The organism is Kitasatospora sp. MAP5-34 (genome assembly GCF_029894335.1).
In the GTDB taxonomy this organism is placed as follows: Bacteria; Actinomycetota; Actinomycetes; order Streptomycetales; family Streptomycetaceae; genus Kitasatospora.
On the sequence record NZ_JARXZC010000001.1, the window covers coordinates 31113 to 50972 of the forward strand.

The 19860-nt window shown below is 71.5% G+C and carries 16 protein-coding genes; 6 read left to right on the plus strand and 10 right to left on the minus strand.

From position 1 onward, the window contains the following. Positions 1-308: 308 nt before the first annotated feature. Positions 309-1676, plus strand: a complete 1368-nt coding sequence (locus P3T29_RS00165) for a glycosyl hydrolase family 28-related protein (protein WP_280714098.1) — start codon at positions 309-311, stop codon at positions 1674-1676. Positions 1677-1744: 68 nt separating this feature from the next. Here P3T29_RS00165 and P3T29_RS00170 read toward each other — a convergent pair whose 3' ends face one another. The 8 genes from P3T29_RS00170 to P3T29_RS00205 are packed head-to-tail and all read right to left on the minus strand — an operon-like array spanning position 1745 to position 10411. Next, positions 1745-2659, minus strand: coding sequence for a hypothetical protein (locus P3T29_RS00170; protein WP_280714099.1), 915 nt, complete (start codon positions 2657-2659; stop codon positions 1745-1747). Next, positions 2659-4623 (minus strand): glycosyltransferase, encoded by a 1965-nt coding sequence (locus P3T29_RS00175; RefSeq protein WP_280714100.1) that lies wholly within the window; start codon positions 4621-4623, stop codon positions 2659-2661. The genes P3T29_RS00170 and P3T29_RS00175 overlap by 1 nt, the downstream gene beginning before the upstream one ends. 16 nt (positions 4624-4639) lie before the next feature. Next, a complete protein-coding gene (locus tag P3T29_RS00180) occupies positions 4640-5524 on the minus strand; it encodes an ABC transporter permease (protein ID WP_280714101.1) in 885 nt (294 codons plus the stop codon). Next, positions 5511-6308 carry an ABC transporter ATP-binding protein gene (locus P3T29_RS00185; protein WP_280714439.1) on the minus strand — a complete coding sequence of 266 codons (798 nt, stop codon included), beginning with the start codon at positions 6306-6308 and terminating at the stop codon, positions 5511-5513. Before P3T29_RS00185 ends, P3T29_RS00180 begins: the two co-directional genes overlap by 14 nt. 51 nt (positions 6309-6359) lie before the next feature. Further along, on the minus strand, positions 6360-7361 hold the full coding sequence (locus tag P3T29_RS00190) for an ABC transporter substrate-binding protein (RefSeq protein WP_280714102.1): 1002 nt from the start codon (positions 7359-7361) through the stop codon (positions 6360-6362). Positions 7362-7401: 40 nt separating this feature from the next. Continuing rightward, positions 7402-8733, minus strand: a complete 1332-nt coding sequence (locus tag P3T29_RS00195) for a GTP-binding protein (RefSeq protein WP_280714103.1) — start codon at positions 8731-8733, stop codon at positions 7402-7404. After that, positions 8733-9677, minus strand: a complete 945-nt coding sequence (cysD, locus tag P3T29_RS00200; RefSeq protein ID WP_280714104.1) for a sulfate adenylyltransferase subunit CysD — start codon at positions 9675-9677, stop codon at positions 8733-8735. Before cysD ends, P3T29_RS00195 begins: the two co-directional genes overlap by 1 nt. After that, the gene (locus P3T29_RS00205; protein WP_280714105.1) at positions 9674-10411 is read right to left on the minus strand and encodes a phosphoadenylyl-sulfate reductase; all 738 of its coding nucleotides are present in this window, start codon (positions 10409-10411) and stop codon (positions 9674-9676) included. Before P3T29_RS00205 ends, cysD begins: the two co-directional genes overlap by 4 nt. A gap of 569 nt (positions 10412-10980) precedes the next feature. Here P3T29_RS00205 and P3T29_RS00210 point away from each other — a divergent pair. The 5 genes from P3T29_RS00210 to P3T29_RS00235 all read left to right on the plus strand — a co-directional run bounded on the left by P3T29_RS00210 (position 10981) and on the right by P3T29_RS00235 (position 17737). After that, complete coding sequence (locus P3T29_RS00210) at positions 10981-12261, plus strand: NAD-dependent epimerase/dehydratase family protein (protein ID WP_280714107.1); 1281 nt, start codon at positions 10981-10983, stop codon at positions 12259-12261. A 98-nt stretch (positions 12262-12359) separates the two neighbouring features. Then, a complete protein-coding gene (locus P3T29_RS00215) occupies positions 12360-13898 on the plus strand; it encodes an HlyD family efflux transporter periplasmic adaptor subunit (RefSeq protein WP_280714108.1) in 1539 nt (512 codons plus the stop codon). 111 nt (positions 13899-14009) lie between these two features. Beyond that, on the plus strand, positions 14010-15359 hold the full coding sequence (locus tag P3T29_RS00220; RefSeq protein ID WP_280714109.1) for a sensor domain-containing protein: 1350 nt from the start codon (positions 14010-14012) through the stop codon (positions 15357-15359). A gap of 80 nt (positions 15360-15439) precedes the next feature. After that, complete coding sequence (locus tag P3T29_RS32655) at positions 15440-16810, plus strand: alpha/beta fold hydrolase (RefSeq protein WP_348532778.1); 1371 nt, start codon at positions 15440-15442, stop codon at positions 16808-16810. Positions 16811-16918: 108 nt separating this feature from the next. Continuing rightward, positions 16919-17737, plus strand: coding sequence for an alpha/beta hydrolase (locus tag P3T29_RS00235; RefSeq protein ID WP_280714110.1), 819 nt, complete (start codon positions 16919-16921; stop codon positions 17735-17737). 160 nt (positions 17738-17897) lie between these two features. On the opposite strand, the gene P3T29_RS00240 is transcribed toward P3T29_RS00235, so the two are convergent. Beyond that, a complete protein-coding gene (locus tag P3T29_RS00240) occupies positions 17898-18431 on the minus strand; it encodes a GNAT family N-acetyltransferase (protein WP_280714111.1) in 534 nt (177 codons plus the stop codon). Positions 18432-18604: 173 nt separating this feature from the next. Then, positions 18605-19831 carry a GTP-binding protein gene (locus P3T29_RS00245; RefSeq protein ID WP_280714112.1) on the minus strand — a complete coding sequence of 409 codons (1227 nt, stop codon included), beginning with the start codon at positions 19829-19831 and terminating at the stop codon, positions 18605-18607. Positions 19832-19860 lie beyond the last annotated feature (29 nt).

A 19860-nucleotide genomic window follows, 5' to 3' on the forward strand; every position in this document is an offset into this window, starting at 1 on the left:
GAGGGTCAGTTGACGATTGCCGGGAGTAGCGCCCTAGGTGTGTCGAATTTCTGACGAATGATCAATTCGCTTTATCTCCAAGGTCCGACGCAAATCAAGGGCGGGGTTTATGCCTTGTGACAGGTGGCATGCTCATGCCACCATTGAGATTGGCTTCTTGCTGAGTGATACGGCCAAGTCGACGGCGTGTCAGGCACACCGGGCCCTGTTCGCGGATTGCCGTCGTCGCCACCATCGGCAGACCGGCCGGCCCGCGAGCCGAGTCCTCCCGTATCCCGCTCATCCTCTTCTGGCGAAAGGGAAATTCGGTGATCAGTCTTCATGCGCTCGGCCGCCGTGATGCGCTGCGGCTCGCGGCCATGACCGGCGGCGGTAGCTTGGTTCCACCGTCGCCGTCCGGAGCTCGCCCGCTGTCCGGGGCCCAGTCGCCGTCCGGGGCGCAGCGGACGGCGAGCGTCTTCGACGTGACGGCGTACGGTGCGCTCGGGGACGGGAAGACCGACGACACCAAGGCGATCCAGGCCGCGCTCGCCGCCGCCGGAGCCGTCAAGGGATCTGTCGTCAACTTCCCACCGGCACCTGGTGGTTGCTACCGGACCTCCGGGCTGACGGTGCCGGGCGGCGTCGGCTGCCTGCGGGGAGACTCCGACCTCTACAGTGCGCACGGGCCGGCGGTGGTCTCCCTCGCCGGGTCCGTGCTCGCGCCGCTGAACTCCACGACCACCACGCTGCTCACGATCGGTTCGAGCGGCAACGGCGTGGGGGTCGACCGGAATCCGCACGGCCTGAACGTCGAGGGTCTCGGGTTCCTCGGTACGACACCCGCTGGGACGGCCGCCCCTGGACTCTGGGGCGCCAGTGTCGTCGACACGTCCAGTGTCACGTTCCGCAACTGCCGGGACCTCTACTGCGGCGCGCCCGCCTTCCACGCCTACCCGCCAGGCGGCCTGGGCACGGGCGGCTTCGTGCGGTTCCTCTCCTCGGGGACGGCCAACGTCTTCTCGGTGAGCGGCCGGGTGCTGTTCTGCTCCTCGTACGGCGCCGGCACCTTCGTCCTGGCCGACGGCCTGTCGACAGCGTACCCCGGAGGCGGTAGCACCGACGGCCGGATCATGGGCTGCCAGGTCAACGGCCACGCCCACGGTGTCGAACTCGGCCCCAGCCTGGCGGGCGCCGGCGGGTGGGTCGTCATGGAGTGCCACTTCTCTTCGGCGGAGGGCTACAGCCATGTCAACTACGGCTACGCGGGCACCCCTTGGACACTCAGGATCGAGGGCTGCTACTTCGACCTCTGCCGGGACGTTCATGTGGACTGCCACGGTCACGGCCTCCAGGCGATCGGCAACTACTTCAGGGCGCTGACCAACACGACGGCGATCGCCTTCGGTTCGGGCCTCAACACGTCCGGTTCGGCTCCGGCGGCCGTGCTGACCGGCAACGTCTTCGACCTCAACGGGTCGACGACCGTGGCGAGTTTCGCCCGTTTCGAAGGCTTCTCGGCCGCCGACTTCGCCTCCCACGGCGGCGGCCAGTACAGCGGGAACCTGGTGCACAACCACGGCGCCAAGATGCCGCGCAGCTGGATCGGCCAGTTCGTGGGCTCCAACAGGGCCGCGATCGCCAACTCGTCGACGGCGTCGCTCGATCTCGCCCAGGGGCCGGTGCTGTCCGCCTGACCCACGACGAACCGGAGGGTGCCGGGAGGGCGAACTCCCTCCCGGCACCCTCCAGTTCATCGCGGCCGTCAGCTCAGGCCGCGCAGCGCGGCCAGCGCGACCTGCGGGTACGGGCCCGCGCAGGCGGGGCAGGCCGGCGAGGCGGCCGGGTCGTTGAGCCAGTACCCGTCGACGTGGGTACGCACCGCCCGCGCGGCGCGGTCCATGGTGGCGGCGGTGGCGGCGGTTCCCGACGGGTTGGTGCTGATCCCGGCGAGCACCTTGACGCCGGGGTTGGCCTGCCGCGCCTGGGTGGCCACCGCCGAGACGAAGGAGGCGAACAGGGTGGGGTTGTTCTGGGCGCCCTGCGACTGGATGTCCAGGACGTCGGCGTAGCGCGCGATCTGTGCGGCGAGTCCCAGCCCGAGGAAGCTGTCGAAGTTACCGGTGGCGGCGTTCGGGGTCAGCTTGTTGACCAGGTCGGTGGCGGGCGCCGCGACGAAGAGCAGCTGATGCTGGTGGACCAACTCGGCCGCCAGTTGGTCGTAGTGGGCCGGATCGGCCTGCTCCCGCTGCGGTGTCAGGGACCAGTGCTCGTTGTCGTAGAGCACCGCGCGGATCCGTGGGTCCAGGCTGTGGCGGGCGAAGGCCGACTGGAGCGCGGCGTAGCTGGTGAAACTGGCGGTGGGGGTGCTGCGCCAGCCGGCCGGGACGGCCCACTCGGCGGCGCCGGTGAGCACGTAGGCGTTGGGCGTGTCGAACTTCCGGGCGGCCGTCGCGCCGGTGGGGTCCGCCGCGAGCAGCCGGGTGAGGGTGCTGCCGCTGACGATCCATGACGTCCCCGAGGACGTCCCCGAGCCGGCGCCCGGACTGCCGGACGGGAGCGCCCGGAGGGAGGACGGGCCGGACCGGCCCCCCGCGCCTGTGGTCAGGATCGCGAACGTGGCGAAGGCGGCCAGCGCGAGCCCGAGGGCGATCGCCGCGACGGTTCGGGAACGGATCATCAGATCCGCTCCTCGGCCGGCCGGGACTGGCGTGTGAACTGACGTTGCATCACCTGATGTAGCGTCAGCTGCCTCAGGGCCATGGGAGGTCGCACCGGCCGGGTGCCACAGGCCAGTACCGCCTCCAGCTGGAAGAACCGCTTGAGCAGGGAGTACGGCAGCCACAACGGGACCCAGGCCAGCAGGTGTGCCCGCCGGTAGTACAGGATCACGCAGAGCCGGGGGGCGAGCGCCGGCAGCTGCGCCAGCACGAAGATGACGGCGAACCGGGCGAGGTTGTGCTGCGGCTGGGGCTGGAACGTCCCGTAGAGGATCGCCAGGATCGTCACGAAGAGGTGGATCGGGGAGATCAGCCTGATCCCCGCGCTCCTCGGCAGTTGGAACCAGAACCGGGTGCCCGGCGCGCCCTGGCCGAAGGGCGTGTACCGGGCGAAGTTCATCATGCCGCCGAGCCCCCAGCGGAAGCGCTGCACGCGCAACTGCCCTACCCGGGTGGGCACATCCTCGTAGGAGACCACCCGTGGGTCGAGCACCGTCCGCCAGCCCAGCCGGCCGAACGCGCAGGTGAACTCGGCGTCCTCGCCGAACATGCCGTGGATGAACCCGCCGAAGTCCACCGCCGGTTGCCGGCGGAAGGCGCAGAAGGTGCCGGGGACGCACGGCACGGCGTCGATCGTGCTCAGGGTCGCCAGGCAGAGCCCGTAGGTGAACAGCTGCTCCATGGCGCGCATCCGGTCGATCCAGGTGCCGTACGGCTCCTTGGGCAGCGTCAGCGCGCCGACCGTGCCGACGCGCGGATCGGCGAGGAAGTGCGGGATGGAGTTGACGAACGCGTCGGGGTCCACCGCGCAGTCGGCGTCGACGCGGTAGACGAAGTCGGCGGTGCAGCGCTCCAGCGCGAGGTTGAGCGCCTTCGCCTTTCCGGCGTGCGGGCCCTGGATGACTTCTCCGGTGGCGTGTCGGTAGCCGGCGACGGCCGCCTCGGCCAGGGCGCGGGTGTCGTCGGTGGAGCCGTCGTCGCACATCACCGCGTGCACCGGCCCGCCGTACCGGGCCGCCGCCCGGTCGAGGGAGCGCAGCAGCCGTTCGATCCCGGCCGCCTCGTTGTAGGCCGGGATGATCACGTCGAGCGCGGGACGTTCCGCGCCGAGGCACGGCTTGCGCGCGCCCGCCAGGCGGACCAACCCGAGCAGTATGAACGTCACGTCGGTGACGCCGGACCGCAGGCTGGCCAGGATCAGGAACACCGCGAACGGGTGGTCCCCGACCCGCTGGACGAGTGCCAGCGCGATCGTCGCGACGATGCTTAGAGCGGCGAGGAGGCAGAGCGACAGGACGAGGTTGTCGTGCCAGTCGCCCCGCCGCAGCGCGGGAAGCGGTGTGGGGCTGGGCAGTTGGTAGGTGGTGAAGGTGAGGCGGTAGATCAGGAAGTACCCGAACGTGGACTGGAGCAGCAGGGTGAGCAGCGGGGCGGGACCGAGCGGCAGGCCGGTGGTGGCGCCGAGGATCGCGGTGAAGCAGTCGGCGAGCACGGACAGGGCGACGAACAGTGGCGCGTGCGCCAGGATCATCAGCCGCCGTCCGGGCGTCGCCGGAAGCACGACGGCCATCGTGACCAGGTAGCCGACGATGGCCGCCGGTATCAGCGGCGGCAGGCTGTGCGCGTACATCGCGGTCAGATGGGAGTTGCTGTCGGCGGCCGACAGGGTGTCGGCGACCAGGGAGTGGTACGCCTGGTCGAGCCGGGGGCGGCGCAGCGCGACGATCACGGTGCAGACGGCCGCGCCGACCACGAGGAAGCTCAGCAGACGCGGCAGCGAGGGCCTGCGGATCGGCGGGAGTTGGACGATCCGGCCCGCGCCCCGGTCCGAGTCGTCGAAGCGCCGGGACAGCGGTTGGCGCACCAGGAGCAGCAGCAGGGCCGCGTCGGCGGTGAGCAGGGTGATGGCGTTGGAGTGGTACATCCCGTGGACCAGGTCCTCACGTGTCCTGGCCGGCCAGCCCCCGCGAGCGCAGCACTCTGCGTTCGAGCGGGGCGAAGACCAGCAGATTGACCAGAATGCCCACGCACAGGATCAGGATGATCGTGCAGAAGGCCAAGCCCATGTCACCGGCGTCCTGGGCCTGTTTGAGCAACCGCCCGAGGCCGTGGCCCAGTGACGGGGAGACGGCGATGATCTCGGCGGCCATCAGCGAACGCCAGGCGAACGCCCAGCCCTGCCTGAGCCCGCCGACGTAGCCGGCCAGCGCGGCGGGCAGCAGCACATGCCGGACCGAGGCCAGCCGGCGGGCGCCCAGATTGCGGCCGACCAGCAGGAACAGCGGCGGTACCTGGTCCAGCCCGGAGACCAGCCCGAGCGCGATCGAGGGGATGGCGCCCAGCAGCACCACGGAGTACAGGGCGGCCGGGGTCACCCCGAAGAACATCACGGCGGGCGGCACCCAGGCGACCGACGGCAGGTTCTGCAGCCCGGCCAGCACCGGCCCGACCGCGACGCGCAGCGGGCGGAGCGTGCCGACCAGCAGCCCCAGCGGCGTGCCGATCAGCACCGAGGCGACGAAGCCGAGCAGCCCGCGCGACACGCTCTGGCCGATGCTGGGCCAGACGTCGCCCTGCCGCAGCGCGCCGAGCAGGCTCTGCCAGACCTCGGCCGGCCCGGGCAGCACCCAGTCGGGTTCGAGGCGGGCCACGTACGCCGCCTGCCAGAGCGCGGCCACCAGCGCGACGGCGAGCAGCGGCGGCAGGACCGAGCGGCGCAGGGTGGCGGCGGCCCCCGAAGGTCTGCGGGCGCGGGCCTCGAGGGCGTCGAGTCCGGCCTCCAGCAGGCCCGGTATCGAGCCCGGTTCGCTGTCAGGTACGGGCATGGCGGCTGATCTCCTCCCGCAGGTGTTCGGTGATCCGGCCGGCCAGCTCGGCCACCCCGGCGTCCTCGATCCGGCGCGGCTGCGGGATCTCGACCTCCCACCGGCCCGCGATCCGGCCGGGCCGGGAGGAGAGCAGGACGACCTGGCGGCCCAGCCGCACCGCCTCGCGGACGTTGTGGGTGACGAACACCACGGCGCAGCCGGTCTCCTGCCAGACCCTGATCAGCTCGTCGTGCAGCACGTCGCGGGTGATCGCGTCGAGAGCTGCGAACGGCTCGTCCATCAGCAGCACCTTGCTCTGCTGCGCCAACGCCCTTGCCAGCGCGACCCGTTGTCTCATCCCGCCGGAGAGCTGGTGGACGGGTTGGTCGCGGGCTCCGTCCAGCCGTACCAGGGCGAGCAGCCGCTCGGCCTCGGCCCGGCGCTCGGCCCGCCGCACTCCGCGCAGCCGCAGCGCGAGCTCGACATTGCGGCCGGCGGTGAGCCAGGGGAACAGGGCGGCGTCCTGGAACATCAACGCGGCATGGCCGCCCGCGACGTCGATCCGGCCGAAGGTGGGCTCGTCCAGTCCGGCGATCAGGGTGAGCAGCGTCGACTTGCCGCAGCCGGAGGCGCCGATGACGCAGGTGAAACCGCCCGGCGGGACGGTCAGGTCGATGTTCTCCAGGACGGGTGGCCGGTCGGTGCCGGGCCCGGCGTAGGTCTTGGTGACGCTGCTGAGGCGGACGGCCGGCTCGGGCGCCGACTCCGCCGTGGGCACGGCCGGTGCCGTGCTCGGTGCGATGGTCAAGGCCTTCTCCTTCCGAGGGACTGTTTCTCGCGGGCTCCGGTCCGTTCACCCGGCGACGGCGGGTCGGCCGCGCGTGGCGAGGGCGCGATCGAGCAGGGTCAGGTCGTAGATCGCGTCGGCCGTCGTGCGCTGCGGCAGGCCGACGGCTTCGGCGTGGCGCAGCACGGCCGGCAGCGAGCCGGCGACGGGGTCGTCGGTGACGGTCAGTTCGCTCCAGGCCCGGGCCAGTTCGGCGGGTGCCAGGGTGATGCCGGTCAGCGAGCGCAACGCGGACCCGGCGGTCCGCTGCGCTGCGGCCGGATCGGCGGCGATCCGGTCCTCGGTGTCGAGTTGAGCGTTGATCAGGGCCTGAACGGTCTGCGGGTGCGCGCTGAGAAAGGAGGTGGCGACGACCAGTTCCGTGCTGGCGAACCGTCCGCCCGGCCAGAGCGACCGCTCGTCCACCAGCACGTGTCCACCGCCCTCGTCGACCAGCCGGGAGGCCCATGGCTCGGGCACCCAGGCGCCGTCGATCCGCCCGGCGCGGAACTGCTGGAGCGTGGTGGCGTTGCCCTCGGGGACGACGGCGACCTCGCCGCCGCCGCTCGGGTCGGTGGCGAAACCCTGCTGTCCGAGCCAGTAGCGCAGGGCCACGTCCTGGGTGTTGCCCAGCTGCGGGGTCGCGAGGGTACGTCCCTTGAGCTGACTCGGTGTCACAATACCTTTCCGTACGACGAGTTCGGCTCCGCCGATGGTGGCGCCCGCGACCACCCGCAGTGCCTCGCCGTGGCTGCGCGCATACGCGTTGAGGGCGGAGGACGGGCCGACGTAGGCGGCGTCCAGATGCCCGCCGAGCAGGGCGGTCATCTCGGTCGGGCCGGCCTCGAAGACCTGCGGGTCCAGTCTTGTCGGGCCGAGGTCGCGGGCGTAGCTTCCGCTCGCGATCCCGATGACGGCGCTCGCGTGGGTGAGGTCCGCGAAGTAGCCGAGCCGGAGCGTCGCGGCGGGCCGGGGGGTGGCTGCCGCTCCGGTCCCGCAGCCGGCCAGCAGGCCTACCAAAGCGATCATGAGCATGACAATCATGCTCCGAGGTGCCGGCCGGACCGGTTCAGTCGCCATGGCGGGCGGCCCCCAGCTCGAGGGCACCGGCCAGGCCGGCGGCGAGCGTTGCCCCGTCGGCCTCGTCCACCAGCAGGAACGAGCCGGTGAGGCGGTCGGTCCGGTAGTCGTCCAGCGGCAGCGGGGCTGCGGTACGGAGCGTGAGCTGGCCGATCTCGTTGGCCGACAGGCTCGTCGGCGCGGGGTCGGCGGTGAGGGTGCCGATGTCCAGGCGGGAGTCCAGGGAGCGCACCACCGCCCAGACCGTGCTGCTCCCGTGCCGCAGCAGGACCCGGTCGCCCGCGTGCAGCGGCCGGTCGGCGAGATGGCAGACGGTCGCGGTCACCTCCCGGGTGAGCCGTGGCGGCGAGGCCTGCGGCACGATCACATCGCCGCGCGAGACGTCCAGATCGTCCGCCAGGCGCAGGGTGACCGACTGCGGTGCCACCGCGAAGTCCACGTCCCGCTCGCCGAGCCGGTCGATCGCGGCGACGGTGGACCGCTGCCCGCCGGGCAGCACCACGACCGGCTCGCCACGGCGCAGCACGCCGGAGACCAGGCGGCCGGCGTAGCCACGGTAGTCGCGGAACTCGCCGGTGGTCTGCGGGCGCAGGACGTACTGGACGGGGAACCGGGCCGCCCGCGCGGACTGGTCCTCCGCCACCTCGACGGCTTCGAGGTGCTCCAGCAGGGTCGGCCCGCTGTACCAGTCCATCGACGCGGACGGGGTCACCACGTTGTCCCCGTGCAGGGCGCTGACCGGGATCGGGACGACCTCCGGCAGGCCCAGCCGTGACGCGTAGCCGGTGAACTCGTCGGCGATGGCGGCGAATACCGACTCGTCGTGGCCGGCCAGGTCCATCTTGTTGACGGCCAGCACCAGGTGCGGCACCCGCAGCAGGGCGGCGACCGCCGCGTGGCGGCGGGTCTGTTCGGTGACGCCGTGGTGGGCGTCGACCAGGATCACGGCCAGGTCCGCCGTGGAGGCGCCGGTGACCATGTTGCGGGTGTACTGCACGTGGCCCGGGGTGTCCGCCAGGATGAACCGGCGTCTGGCGGTGGCGAAGTAGCGGTAGGCCACGTCGATGGTGATGCCCTGCTCGCGTTCGGCGCGCAGGCCGTCCGTCAGCAGCGCGAGGTCCGTGGCCGGGAGCCCGCGTTCGCGGGAAATCCGTTCCACGGCGGCGAGTTGGTCGGCCAGCAGGGCGCGGCAGTCGTGCAGCAGCCGGCCGACCAGGGTCGACTTGCCGTCGTCCACCGACCCGGCGGTGGCCAGTCGCAGCAGCGACGCCCGGCCGGCCGGAGCCTCGAGATGATGGGATGTCGGATGATCAGGTGTCATCAGAAGTACCCCTCGCGCTTGCGGTCCTCCATGGCTGCTTCGGACACCTGGTCGTCCGCGCGGGTGGCGCCCCGCTCGGTCACCGTCGAGGCCGTGATCTCGCGGATCACCTCGTCGACCGTCACCGCTTGCGAGTTGACGGCGCCGGTGCAGGACATGTCCCCGACGGTGCGGTAGCGCACCTGGCGCCGCTCCACCGGTTCGCCGTCCTTCGGCCCGCCCCAGTCGCCGCCGGTGAGCCACATGCCGTCGCGGCGGAAGACGTCGCGCTCGTGGGCGAAGTAGATCCCGGGCAGCGCGATCCGCTCCCGGGCGATGTACTCCCAGACGTCCAGCTCGGTCCAGTTGGACAGCGGGAAGACCCGGACGTGCTCGCCCCGGCGGTGCCTGCCGTTGTAGAGCGACCACAGCTCCGGCCGCTGGCGGCGCGGGTCCCAGGCCCCGAACTCGTCACGCAGCGAGAACACCCGCTCCTTGGCGCGCGCCTTCTCCTCGTCGCGTCGGCCGCCGCCGAACAGGGCGTCGAGCCGGCCCTTGCCGATCGCGTCCAGCAGCGGCACCGTCTGCAACGCGTTCCGGGTGCCGTCCGGGCGCTCCTGCACCCGTCCGGCGTCGATGAACTCCTGTACCAGGGCGACCGTCAGCCGTAACCCGAGCCCGGACACCGTCCGGTCCCGGTACGCGAGCACCTCCGGGAAGTTGTGCCCGGTGTCGATGTGCAGCAGCCCGAAGGGCAGCGGCGCGGGCCAGAACGCCTTGAGTGCGAGGTGCAGCATCACGATCGAGTCCTTGCCGCCGGAGAACAGCAGCGCCGACCGCTCGAACTGTGCCGCGCTCTCGCGGAAGATGTGCACCGACTCGGACTCCAGCACGTCCAGTTGGGAGAGCCGGCGAAGCCCCGACGGGCTCTCGGCCGGCCGCACGATCTCCTCCCGCGCGCTCATCCGTGCAGCCCGCACTCGGTCTTGGCCGTACCGGCCCAGCGACCGGAGCGTAAGTCCTGTCCGGGCAGCGGGCGCTGGGTACACGGCTCGCAGCCGACGGAGGTGTAGCCGTCCAGGAGCAGGGGGTTGACCAGGACGCCGTGCCGCGCCGCGTAGGCTTCGACATCGTCCTGGCTCCAGGCCGCCAGCGGGGAGATCCGCACCATGCCGCGCCCGGCGTCGTAGTCGACGACCCGGATGCCGGCCCGGCCCGGGGACTCCGCCCGGCGCATTCCGTTGATCCACGCCGTGTACGGCCGCAGTCCGCGCTCCAGCGGCTCGACCTTGCGCAGCGCGCAGCAGTGGTCCGGGTCGCGTTCGTACAGTCGCGGGCCGGACGCGGCGTCCTGTTCGGCCGTGGTCTGACGTGGCGTCAGGGAGACCAGGTTGATCCGGTACGTCTGTGCCACGGCGTCGCGAGTGCCGATCGTCTCGGCGAAGTGGTAGCCGGTGTCGAGGAACAGCACGTCGATCCCGGGTACGACCGCCTGTGCCAGGTGGACCAGGTGGGTGTCCGCCATGGAGGAGGCGACCACCAGCCCCGCGCCGAAGGTACGGTGAGCCCAGGTGACTGTCTCGGCGGCGTCCGCGTGTGCGAGTCTTGCGTCGGCCTCGTCCGCGAGTGCGCGCAGTCCGATGTCGCCGACGGGTGGCGGGGTATCCGATTCCCCGTCGGAACGGGCTCTATTTTCCATTGGAGCTGCCTTTCCCCGGATCGAGTGGTACCCCAGGTATACAGCGAACGTGCATTCGATGTCAGGCCCTCCCGGTAAACTTTAAGTTTCCCGATCCGAATCAGGGCCGGTGCATAATCAGGCGATCTTGAATTGGCCCGCCGGTGATCTTGGGCAGGGCGGCTGCTTCGGCTATCCGTGATTGACCTATTGCGCTCATGGCTGAGACATGTCAAAGTTACCGGCGAGTTCAGCGTGGCGCCCTCCGTCATCGTCGGGGTGCTCACCTGCATGGATCGACGACTGCCGACGATGCGGCGGTCACTTCTCGGCGCCGACTTGCACCGTGCACCCTTCACCGCACCTGCACCGATCTTGTGGCAGAGCCGTTGGACGTCCGGCAGCCTCCCCTACGGGCTTGCCGCCCCATGATCCTGTCCGGTGACGCCGCACCCCCCTTCCCGGAGCGGCTGCGCGCCCTTTTACAGTCGCCCTTTCGCACCATTTCGCGCTTTCTGGCACCATCTCGCACGGCAATTCTGCACCGGACCATGTTCGTATTCGCAGCATTTCTGCACGGAGGTGGAAATATGCATGTCCTCGTTCTCGGTGGCGACGGATTCTGTGGCTGGCCGACCTCGCTCTATCTGTCGGACCGGGGCCACGACGTGACGATCGTCGACAATCTGAGCCGCCGCGCGATCGACCTGGAACTGGAGGTCGAGTCGCTCACGCCGATCCGGCCCATCGGCGAGCGGCTGCGCGCCTGGCGTGAGGTGTCGGGGCGCGAGATCGGCTTCGTCCGGCTCGACCTGGCCACCGAGTACGACCGCCTGGCCGCCCTGCTGACCGAGCTGCGCCCCGACGCCATCGTGCACTTCGCCGAGCAGCGCGCGGCGCCGTACTCCATGCGGTCCGTCGGGGCCAAGCGCTACACGGTCGACAACAACGTGCGGGTCACCCACAACCTGCTGGCCGCGCTGGTCGCGACCGGTACCGACGCCGCCCTGGTGCACCTGGGCACGATGGGCGTCTACGGCTACGGCTGGTCCGGGTCCGCGCCGATCCCGGAGGGCTATCTGACCGTCAAGGTGCCCACCCCGGACGGCGATCTCGAACGCGAGATCCTGCACCCGGCCAACCCCGGCTCGGTCTACCACCTGACCAAGACCCTCGACCAGCTGATGTTCTCGTTCTACGCGGCCAACGACCAGGTCCGGATCACCGACCTGCACCAGGGCATCGTGTGGGGCACCCAGACCCCGCAGACGGTCCGGGACGAGAGGCTGGTCAACCGGTTCGACTACGACGGCGACTACGGGACGGTGCTCAACCGCTTCCTGATGCAGGCCGCCATCGACCACCCGCTGACCATGCACGGTACCGGTGGCCAGACCCGCGCGTTCATCCATCTCCGGGACACCGTCCGATGTATCGAGATCGCGCTGGCCAACCCGCCGGCCGCCGGCGACAAGCCGATGGTCTTCAACCAGGTGACCGAGACGCACCGCGTGCGCGACCTGGCCAAGCTGGTCAGCAGCCTCACCGGGGTGCCCGTGGCGAACCTGCCCAACCCGCGCCGGGAGGCCGAGGAGAACGACCTGGCCGTCCGCAACGACCGCTTCCTCGCGCTCGGCCTGGAGCCCACGACCCTGTCCGAGGGCCTGCTCGACGAGTGCACCGGCATCGCCGGCCGGTACCGGTCCCGGGTCGATCTCAGCAAGATCATCGCCAGGTCGGTGTGGCGCCGGGGGATGGAGACCGCCGAGGACCTGCTCACCGAGCTGCCGACAGCCGGGTCGACGCCCCTGCCGACGCCCCTGCCGACGCCGCTGCCGACGCCGCTCGCCGCGCCCGCTCCGCTTCCGTAAGCGGCTCCGCAGCAGGTGGGCACCGGGCGGCCCTGATACCCCGGTGCCCAGCCGCTCCTGGAGTCTGCACACCCCACACCGCAGGAGAGAAGAGAGAGATGGCCAAGTCGGCGCGACCAGCACGCGGCATGAACGCCGCGCTCGCCAGCGGCGAGGCGGGGGTCGGAGAGATCAGGCCGGTCCGAACGCCTTTGGGATTCAAGCAGTTGGCGGTCGCGCTGTGCGTGGCGGTCGGCGGCACGGGCATCGGTGTCTGGAGTTACCACGCGATCGCCTCGCGCCCGGTGAGCTTCAGCGGTGAGGTCACCCCCGACCACGCCTACTACCTGGACTTCCCCACCACCGGGACGGTGCAGACCCTGACAGTGCGGCCCGGCGACCACGTGAAGGCCGGCCAGGTGCTGGCGACCCAGGTGAGCAGCGTGGCGGCGGCGAACCTCGCCGCCGCCCAGGCCGCCGTGGCCGCCGACACCGCGTTGGTCGCGGAGGACCGGAACCCGCAGACCACCGGTTCCCAACTGGCCCAGAACCAGCTGGACGTGGCCAAGGCCCAGGCAGCGGCCGACAGTGCGCAGGGCGCCCTGGCGCTCGTCCAGAACAGCGCGCAGAACGCCGTCACCGCCCAGACGGCGGTGGTCGGCTCCGACCAGACGACGCTGGACAACGACACCACGCGCTATGCGCAGTACTGCTCCACACCGGCTCCCGGGGCGTCCCCGGGCGCCTCGCCGGCTGCGTTGATGCCGTACGGGTCGGTACCGGTCGGGTCGGTACCCTCCGGGCCCGACCCGAAGCGCTCGCCGTCGCCATCCGCATCGGTGCCGTCGCGGTCGCCCTCGCCCTCTCCTTCGCGGTCCTCGCCCGCGCCTTCGCCCTCGCCGTCCGGCTCGACCCCGGCGGAGGAGCAGTTCTGCCAGGGGCTGCAGTCCCAGATCGACAAGGACTCCGCCGCGCTCGCCCTGGCCAAGGCCAACCTGGGCACGATCCAGTCCTCGAACCAGGCGCAGGAGCAGCAGGACGTGGGCAGCATGTCCCGGAGCCAGTCCGTACTCCAGGCGGCCCAAGCCCGGGTCGGTGCCCAGGGCACCGCCCTCACCCCGGCCGCCATCGCCCAGGCCCAGTCGCAGCTGGCGTCGGCCCAGGCCCAACTGGCTGCGGACGAACTGGCGTTGCGGCAGACCTCGATCGTCGCACCGGCGGACGGGATCGTGGCGGACACGGCCGGAGCCGCAGGCGACATCGTCGGCCCCGAAGGCGTGCACAGCTATGCGGGCCCGGCGGCGCAGTCCGGCACGCTGGTGAACCAGGAGCCCGGGATGCAGTTGTTCGTCCCCAGCGCCGCCCCCGGCAGCGGCTCCACCGACAAGCCCGCCTACTCCGCTTTGATCACGGTGTACTCGGGTGCGCTGAGCGTCACCGCCCAGCTGCCCGAGTCCGAGATAGCGGGCACCCACCAGGGTCAGGCCGCCACCCTGGCCATCACGGCCACCGGCCGGTCCGTCCCCGGCCGGGTCAGCCGGATCCTGCTCGACCCGGCCCGGGTACCCAGCGCGACCTACTACGACGTCACGATCACCATGGACACCCAGCAGCCGGACATCCTGCCCGGCATGTCGGTCGACGTGGCCCTGTCCTGACCAGGAGCCCGGCACTCCCGCCGCCCACCCCTCGGCCGGGGCCCCAGGCCCACCCCTCAACCGGCTGAAACAACCGCCAGGACTGCCGGACTGCCGTATTAGCTTGGGGACATGACCAATTCGCGCTCCTTCGCAGTCCGGGGTCGGTGGTGGCCCGGCGCGGGGTTGCTCCTCTCCCGCGCAGGGCGTCGCACGCTCGTGGAGTCGCTCTACCTGTTCACCGCGCCGGTGGCGGCTGCGGCCGGGCTCCTGCCGGCCGTCGGCGGGGTGTTCGTGGCGACGGTCGGTCTGCTGCTGCGCGGCGGTCCGCCGGCCGTGGCCGGTGCGCTGACGCCGGCGCGGTGGTTCGCCGACCTGGAGCGGTGGCGAATCGCCAAGGTGCGCCTGCCGGTTGCGGGGGCGGACCGCGTGGAGCGGAGGTCCGGGCCGAGGCCGCAGTGGAGAGCCACCGCACCCGATCCCGGGCCGTGGCTCGACGCGGCGCACGCGGTGGTGGTGCTCCCCGTCGCCCTGGTCACCTCGGCGCTGACGGCGCTGTGGTGGTTCGTCGCTCTCGCCGGCGCGACGTGTGCCCTGCGTGGCCGGTACGCGTCGTCCGAGTCGCTGCGGCCGATGTCCCTGAACGCGGGCAGCGCCCAGTCGCACCTCAGCGTGAGCCTTGGGCTGTCGTCGCCGGTCGGGCGGGTTGCCTTCGGGACCACGCTCGGCCTGCTGCTGCTGTTCACCCTGCCGCTCGTGACCCGGGTGTGCGTCGCCGCCCAGACCGCACTGGGACAGGCGTTGCTCTTCGACGCGTCCGCGTTGCACCGCAGGATCAGCGGGCTGGAACAGGAGCGGGACGCGGCCCGCGCGCAGACCGTCGCCGCTGCGGCGGCCGAGACGACCGCGCTGCGCCGACTCGAACGCGACCTCCACGACGGACCGCAGCAGCGACTGGTCCGCCTGGCGATGGAACTGGGCCGCGCCCAGCGCTACTTCGACAGCAGGCCGGAGGCGGTCCGGGCGGCCCTGGCCGACGCGATCGTCCAGACCCAGGAGGCGCTGGAGGAGTTGCGGGCCCTGTCGCGTGGCATCGCTCCACCGATCCTCGTCGACCGTGGCCTGCTCGAGGCGCTCACCGCGCTGGCCGCGCGCTCGACCGTCCCCGCCGAACTCGACACCGCCCCGCTGAACCGTAGGCTGGAGACGGGAGTTGAGACCGCCGCGTATTTCGTGATCGCGGAGAGCCTGACCAACGTGGCCAAGCACAGCCACGCCCGCCGGTGTGTGATCGGACTACGCCACAGTGAGGAAACGTTGAGGGTCTGGGTGACGGACGACGGAGTGGGCGGTGCGGCGCTGGACAAGGGCCACGGCCTGCGGGGACTGGACGAGCGGGCGCACGCCGTCGGCGGTCGGCTGCAGGTCAGCAGTCCCGCCGGCGGCCCGACGACGATCACCGCCGAACTGCCGTGCTGCTGAGCCCGGACGAAGCAGCGTCCGCATCGCCACCGGGCCGTGCGGTCCACGGTCCGCTGCGGATCGTCGTCGCCGACGACTAGGTGCTGCTGCGCGAGGGCCTGGTCCGGCTGCTCGTCGAGGACGGTCACCAGGTGGTGGCTGCGGTCGGTGACGGCCCCGCCCTGGTCGAAGCGGTGCTCGAACACCGCCCGGACGTCTCGGTCGTTGACGTGCGGATGCCGCCGACCCACACGGACGAGGGCCTGCGTGCGGCGATCACCGCCTGCTCGCACCTGCCCGGTGCCCCCGTGCTGATGCTCAGTCAGTACGTGGAGGCGTCCTACGCCGCCGACCTGCTCGCGGACGGCTCCGGCGCGGTCGGGTACCTCCTGAAGGACGACGCCCGTGACCTGGACGTCCTGCGGCGTGCTGTGGGCGACCGCCGACTGACCTACCTCGGCCTGTCCTACGGCTCCTACCTCGGGCAGGTCTACGCGAACCTGTTCCCCGACCGGGTCCGGGCGGTGGCCATCGACGGCATCGTCGATCCGCAGGCCTGGGTCGGTACGCCCGCCACCGCGAACGAGCCGGTATTCGACCGGATGGGCTCCGCCGCCGCCGGCTACCGCGCACTGCACGAACTGCTGGCGCGCTGCCAGCGGGCCGGCCGGTCCGTGTGCTCCTTCGCCGACGCGGACACCCAGGCCCGGTTCGACCGGCTGGCCGACCGGCTCCGGAGCCGGCCGCTGAGCCTGACCGCTCCCGGCACCACGGCGACCACGTACACGTACGCGGACCTGATCGCCGGCACCGGGCAGCACCTGCGCGACCCCGACGGGTACCGGGACCTCTTCGCGGACCTGACCGACCTGGCGCAGCTCACCGCGCCCGGCGGGGCGGGCCCCGACCAGGCCGACGTGGTGCGGCGCTTCCTGCTCCGCCACCCGAAGGAACCGTCCGGGCCCGGCTACGACAACCGCCTCGAAGCCGTGTCCGGCGTGCTCTGCGCCGACAGCCTGCACGCTGCGGACGCCGCCTCCTGGCCCGCAGCCGCCGCTGCTGCCGACCGCCGCACCCCGTATTTCGGAGCGGAATGGGCCTGGGCATCCGTCCAGTGCGCGCGGAACACCTGGACGGCGGAGGACGAGGACGTCTACCGAGGGCCCTTCGACCGCCGCACCGCCGCGCCTGTTCTGGTGGTCGGCAGCACATGGGACCCGGCCACCAGTTACGACAGCGCGGTCAAGGTGGCGCGGCTGCTGCCCGACAGCCGCCTGGTCTCCAGCGACAACTGGGGGCACGAGGCTCTGCTGACGTCCGCGTGCGTCACGAACACGATGTACGACTATCTGCTCCGCCCACTGGCTCCGGCACCGAAGACCACCTACTGCCGTGGCGACATCCAGCCCTTCGCTGCGTCCACCCCCCGAACTGGCAGCGGTGGTGGCGCCACCGCAGCAAGCCAACTCTAATGATGAGAGAGTACTTGCATAACGAAGTAGGAGTGTCCTATGGTCATGACAGTTGACTCTCGCAAGGAGGGCTGACTGCTATCAGTCCGACGACAAGGAACCGCCACCATGACCGTCACCGCCCCCACCACCACCCGCACCATCGACCTGCGCAACGGCCTGACCCTCACGGTCCAGGAGTTCGGCGAGAACACCGACGGCACCGGCGTGCTGATGCTGCATGGCGGCGCCGGACCTCGCTCGATGGCCGGTTTCGCCGCCGGCATGTCCCAGCATGCCTACGTGGTCGTCCCGACCCACCCCGGATTCGACGGCACGCCGCGACCGGACTGGGCCGACACCGTGGCCGACCTGGCCACCGCCTACCTGGACCTGCTCGACGCACTCGGCCTGCATGGCGTGATGGTGGCCGGCAGCTCGGTCGGCGGCTGGATCGCCGCAGAGATGGGACTGCGCGACAACCGGGGAGCCATCAGCGCCCTGGTCCTCCTCGGCTCGACCGGCATCACCCCCGAGCCCCCGCTGGAGATCGCGAACCCCGCCGACCTCGGCCCGGTCAGGACCGGCGAACTCGCCTTCCACAAGCCCGAGTTCCGCCTCGATCCGGCCGCGCTCAGCGACCAGCAGAAGGCCGTGATGGGCGCCAACCAGCGCACCCTGGGCGTCTACGCGGGCGACCCTTTCTGCCACGATCCGAAGCTGCGGGGCCGCCTGCACCGGGTCACCGTCCCGGTCCTGGTGCTGGCCGGCGAGCAGGACGGCATCGTCCCCCTGGCGTACGGGCGCGCCCTCGCCGACTCCTTCCCCCGCGCCACCTTCCAGCCCGTCCCGGAGGCCGGGCACTTCCCGCACCTCGAGCAGCCCGGCGCGGTCTTCGGAGCCATCGGCGACTTCGTCGCCACCGAGGTCAAGCCCGAAGGCAGCTGACCGCATACGGCGAGCTGCTGCGCCCCGGCGAACACCAACGCGCCGGGCGCAGCCTCGGCGGCTTCCAGGGGCCGTCGCACCACGTGATCGGCTCACCGCACGGCATCTCGACGGGCTGGGCTCCGGTCGTGGTGATGCCGGGTGCCGGGTACCCGGGCGATCAGCTGGGGAGGTCGCTGGGCCGGACGCGGTAGACCTGCAGGCTGAGTCCGTAGTACTTGGTGGTCTCGCCGACCCACTGCATGCCGATCCGCTTCGCCATGGCGATGGCGCGGACGTTGTTCGGCCGCGCGACCGCGAAGAGTTCTCCGACGTCCTGCGTGAACGCCCAGGCGATCAACGCGCGGGCGGCCTCGGTGGCATAGCCCTGGCCCCACGCTCCCGGGGCCAGCTGCCAGCTCACCTCGAGGTCGTCCTCGTACGGCGGGAGCAGCCGGATCCCGAGACCCCCGACGAGCACCTGGTCGTCCCGGCGCTGCACGGCCCACCGTCCCCGAGGCGGCGGCAGATTCGGCTGCGCCTCCTGCCACGCGTGCAGCACCGAGCGCATCGTCGCCACGTCGCCGACGCGATCCATCGCCGGGGTGAGCCATCGTGCCACGTCCGGCGACCCGTAGATCGCCAGTGCCTGTCCGGCGTCGTCGACGGACCAGTCCCGGATGAGGAGCCGATCGGTGGTCAACGAGATCTCCATGTGCGGAAACCTCCTCGGTATTCCTGATGGACATCATCCTCTCGCCCGTCGGCGTTTGCGCGAGGAGATCGCGGCCATGGGTGTGATCGGGTCGGCCTTCGCGTTCGGCGTCACCCTGGTGCCGGTCACGTCGATCCTCGGATTCCTGCTCCCGGTCGCCTCGGCGCCGGGCATCAGGGCGTTGGCGGTGATCCCAAGGCTTCGGCGAAGGGGTCGTCGGACTGCCGCCACCGCTCGGCGCCCAGGGAGAGTTCGGCGTCGGTGAGCAGGCAGCTGTCCAGCAGCTGGTGCAGTGCGGGGACGTCCAGGTCGATGCCGGTGAAGGTCAGTTCGCAGCGGCGCTCGCCGTAGTAGGGGTCCCAGAGCAGGGAGGCGAGGGTGCGGCGCTCCGGCGACGCGCTCTGCCACTCCTTGGCGCCCTGCTCCGGCAGCCAGGCACCTGCGGTCTGGATGAACAGGTGTTCGCCGGCGGACTCCCACCGGCAGATGGAGCCCGGCCGGTTGGCGAGCCACAGGTGCCCGCGTCCGCGTATGACGCCCGTGCAGATCTGTGCCAGCGCGTCGTGCAGCCGCTGTGCGTGCAGCGGCCGTCGGGAGGACCAGCGGGTGGAGCGGACCCCGTACTCCGGTCCGCGCGGCTGTCGGGGGACAGGCAGGGGTCCGTGCCGGTCCCAGACGCGGTCGGCATCGAAGAGGTGGCCGCCGAGCAGGGCCGAGATGTCGGGGAGCCGGAGCGCACCGGTCAGCGGATCGTGGCAGATGTGGGCCATCGAGCTGCGTGGGGCGAGGTGGCGCACCAGTGCGACGGCGCGGGCGGAGGCGGCCGGGTCCGGATCGTTCACGCTCGCGGTCACCACGGTGTCGGCGCCCTCGAGATGATGGGCGGCCGTCTCGGCGAGGGTGCGCCGGTCGCCGGGGCCCAGGGCCAGGCCGTGGTCACCGAGGTGGTCGCCGCTGTCGAGATCGTCCTGGAGCCGGGAGAGGTCGATGGCGACGCCGACCGTGTCGATGTGCAGGTGGTCGGCGAGCGCCTGGCCCCGGGCGTGGCCGTGCACCACACCCAGGGCGACCAGGTCGGCCTGCAGGCCGGGCGGGAGTGTCAGCAGCAGGTGCCGGTAGCGGCCGGACCGTGCCAGGAGCAGCAGGACGGGCAGGATCGCCGAGGGCAGCAGGTGCGGTGAGCACGGGCGCGCCGGCCTCAGTGAGCCGCCGTCCACCGGCCCGGAGCGCTCGTACACCCGCCAGAAGACCGTCCCGCCGCAGGGGGTGACCCGCACGGCGAGGACTGCCAGCCCGGGGATCTCGATGCGGGCCAGGTCGGCGACGCAGTCGCGGACGCCGGTGGCGAGTCCGCCGAGCACGCTGACGGGCAGCCGTCCCGGTCTGTCTTGCGGGCTCATCCCACTCCTCCTGGACACGGTCGACGGAT

Coding starts and splice junctions, on each gene's coding strand:
- P3T29_RS00170 (WP_280714099.1), bottom strand. CDS start 2,659: ATGATCCGTTCCCGAACCGTCGCGGCGATCGCCCTCGGGCTCGCGCTG.
- P3T29_RS00175 (WP_280714100.1), bottom strand. CDS start 4,623: ATGTACCACTCCAACGCCATCACCCTGCTCACCGCCGACGCGGCCCTG.
- P3T29_RS00180 (WP_280714101.1), bottom strand. CDS start 5,524: ATGCCCGTACCTGACAGCGAACCGGGCTCGATACCGGGCCTGCTGGAG.
- P3T29_RS00190 (WP_280714102.1), bottom strand. CDS start 7,361: ATGATCGCTTTGGTAGGCCTGCTGGCCGGCTGCGGGACCGGAGCGGCA.
- P3T29_RS00195 (WP_280714103.1), bottom strand. CDS start 8,733: ATGACACCTGATCATCCGACATCCCATCATCTCGAGGCTCCGGCCGGC.
- cysD (WP_280714104.1), bottom strand. CDS start 9,677: ATGAGCGCGCGGGAGGAGATCGTGCGGCCGGCCGAGAGCCCGTCGGGG.
- P3T29_RS00205 (WP_280714105.1), bottom strand. CDS start 10,411: ATGGAAAATAGAGCCCGTTCCGACGGGGAATCGGATACCCCGCCACCC.
- P3T29_RS00210 (WP_280714107.1), top strand. CDS start 10,981: ATGCATGTCCTCGTTCTCGGTGGCGACGGATTCTGTGGCTGGCCGACC.
- P3T29_RS00215 (WP_280714108.1), top strand. CDS start 12,360: ATGGCCAAGTCGGCGCGACCAGCACGCGGCATGAACGCCGCGCTCGCC.
- P3T29_RS00220 (WP_280714109.1), top strand. CDS start 14,010: ATGACCAATTCGCGCTCCTTCGCAGTCCGGGGTCGGTGGTGGCCCGGC.
- P3T29_RS00235 (WP_280714110.1), top strand. CDS start 16,919: ATGACCGTCACCGCCCCCACCACCACCCGCACCATCGACCTGCGCAAC.
- P3T29_RS00240 (WP_280714111.1), bottom strand. CDS start 18,431: ATGGAGATCTCGTTGACCACCGATCGGCTCCTCATCCGGGACTGGTCC.
- P3T29_RS00245 (WP_280714112.1), bottom strand. CDS start 19,831: ATGAGCCCGCAAGACAGACCGGGACGGCTGCCCGTCAGCGTGCTCGGC.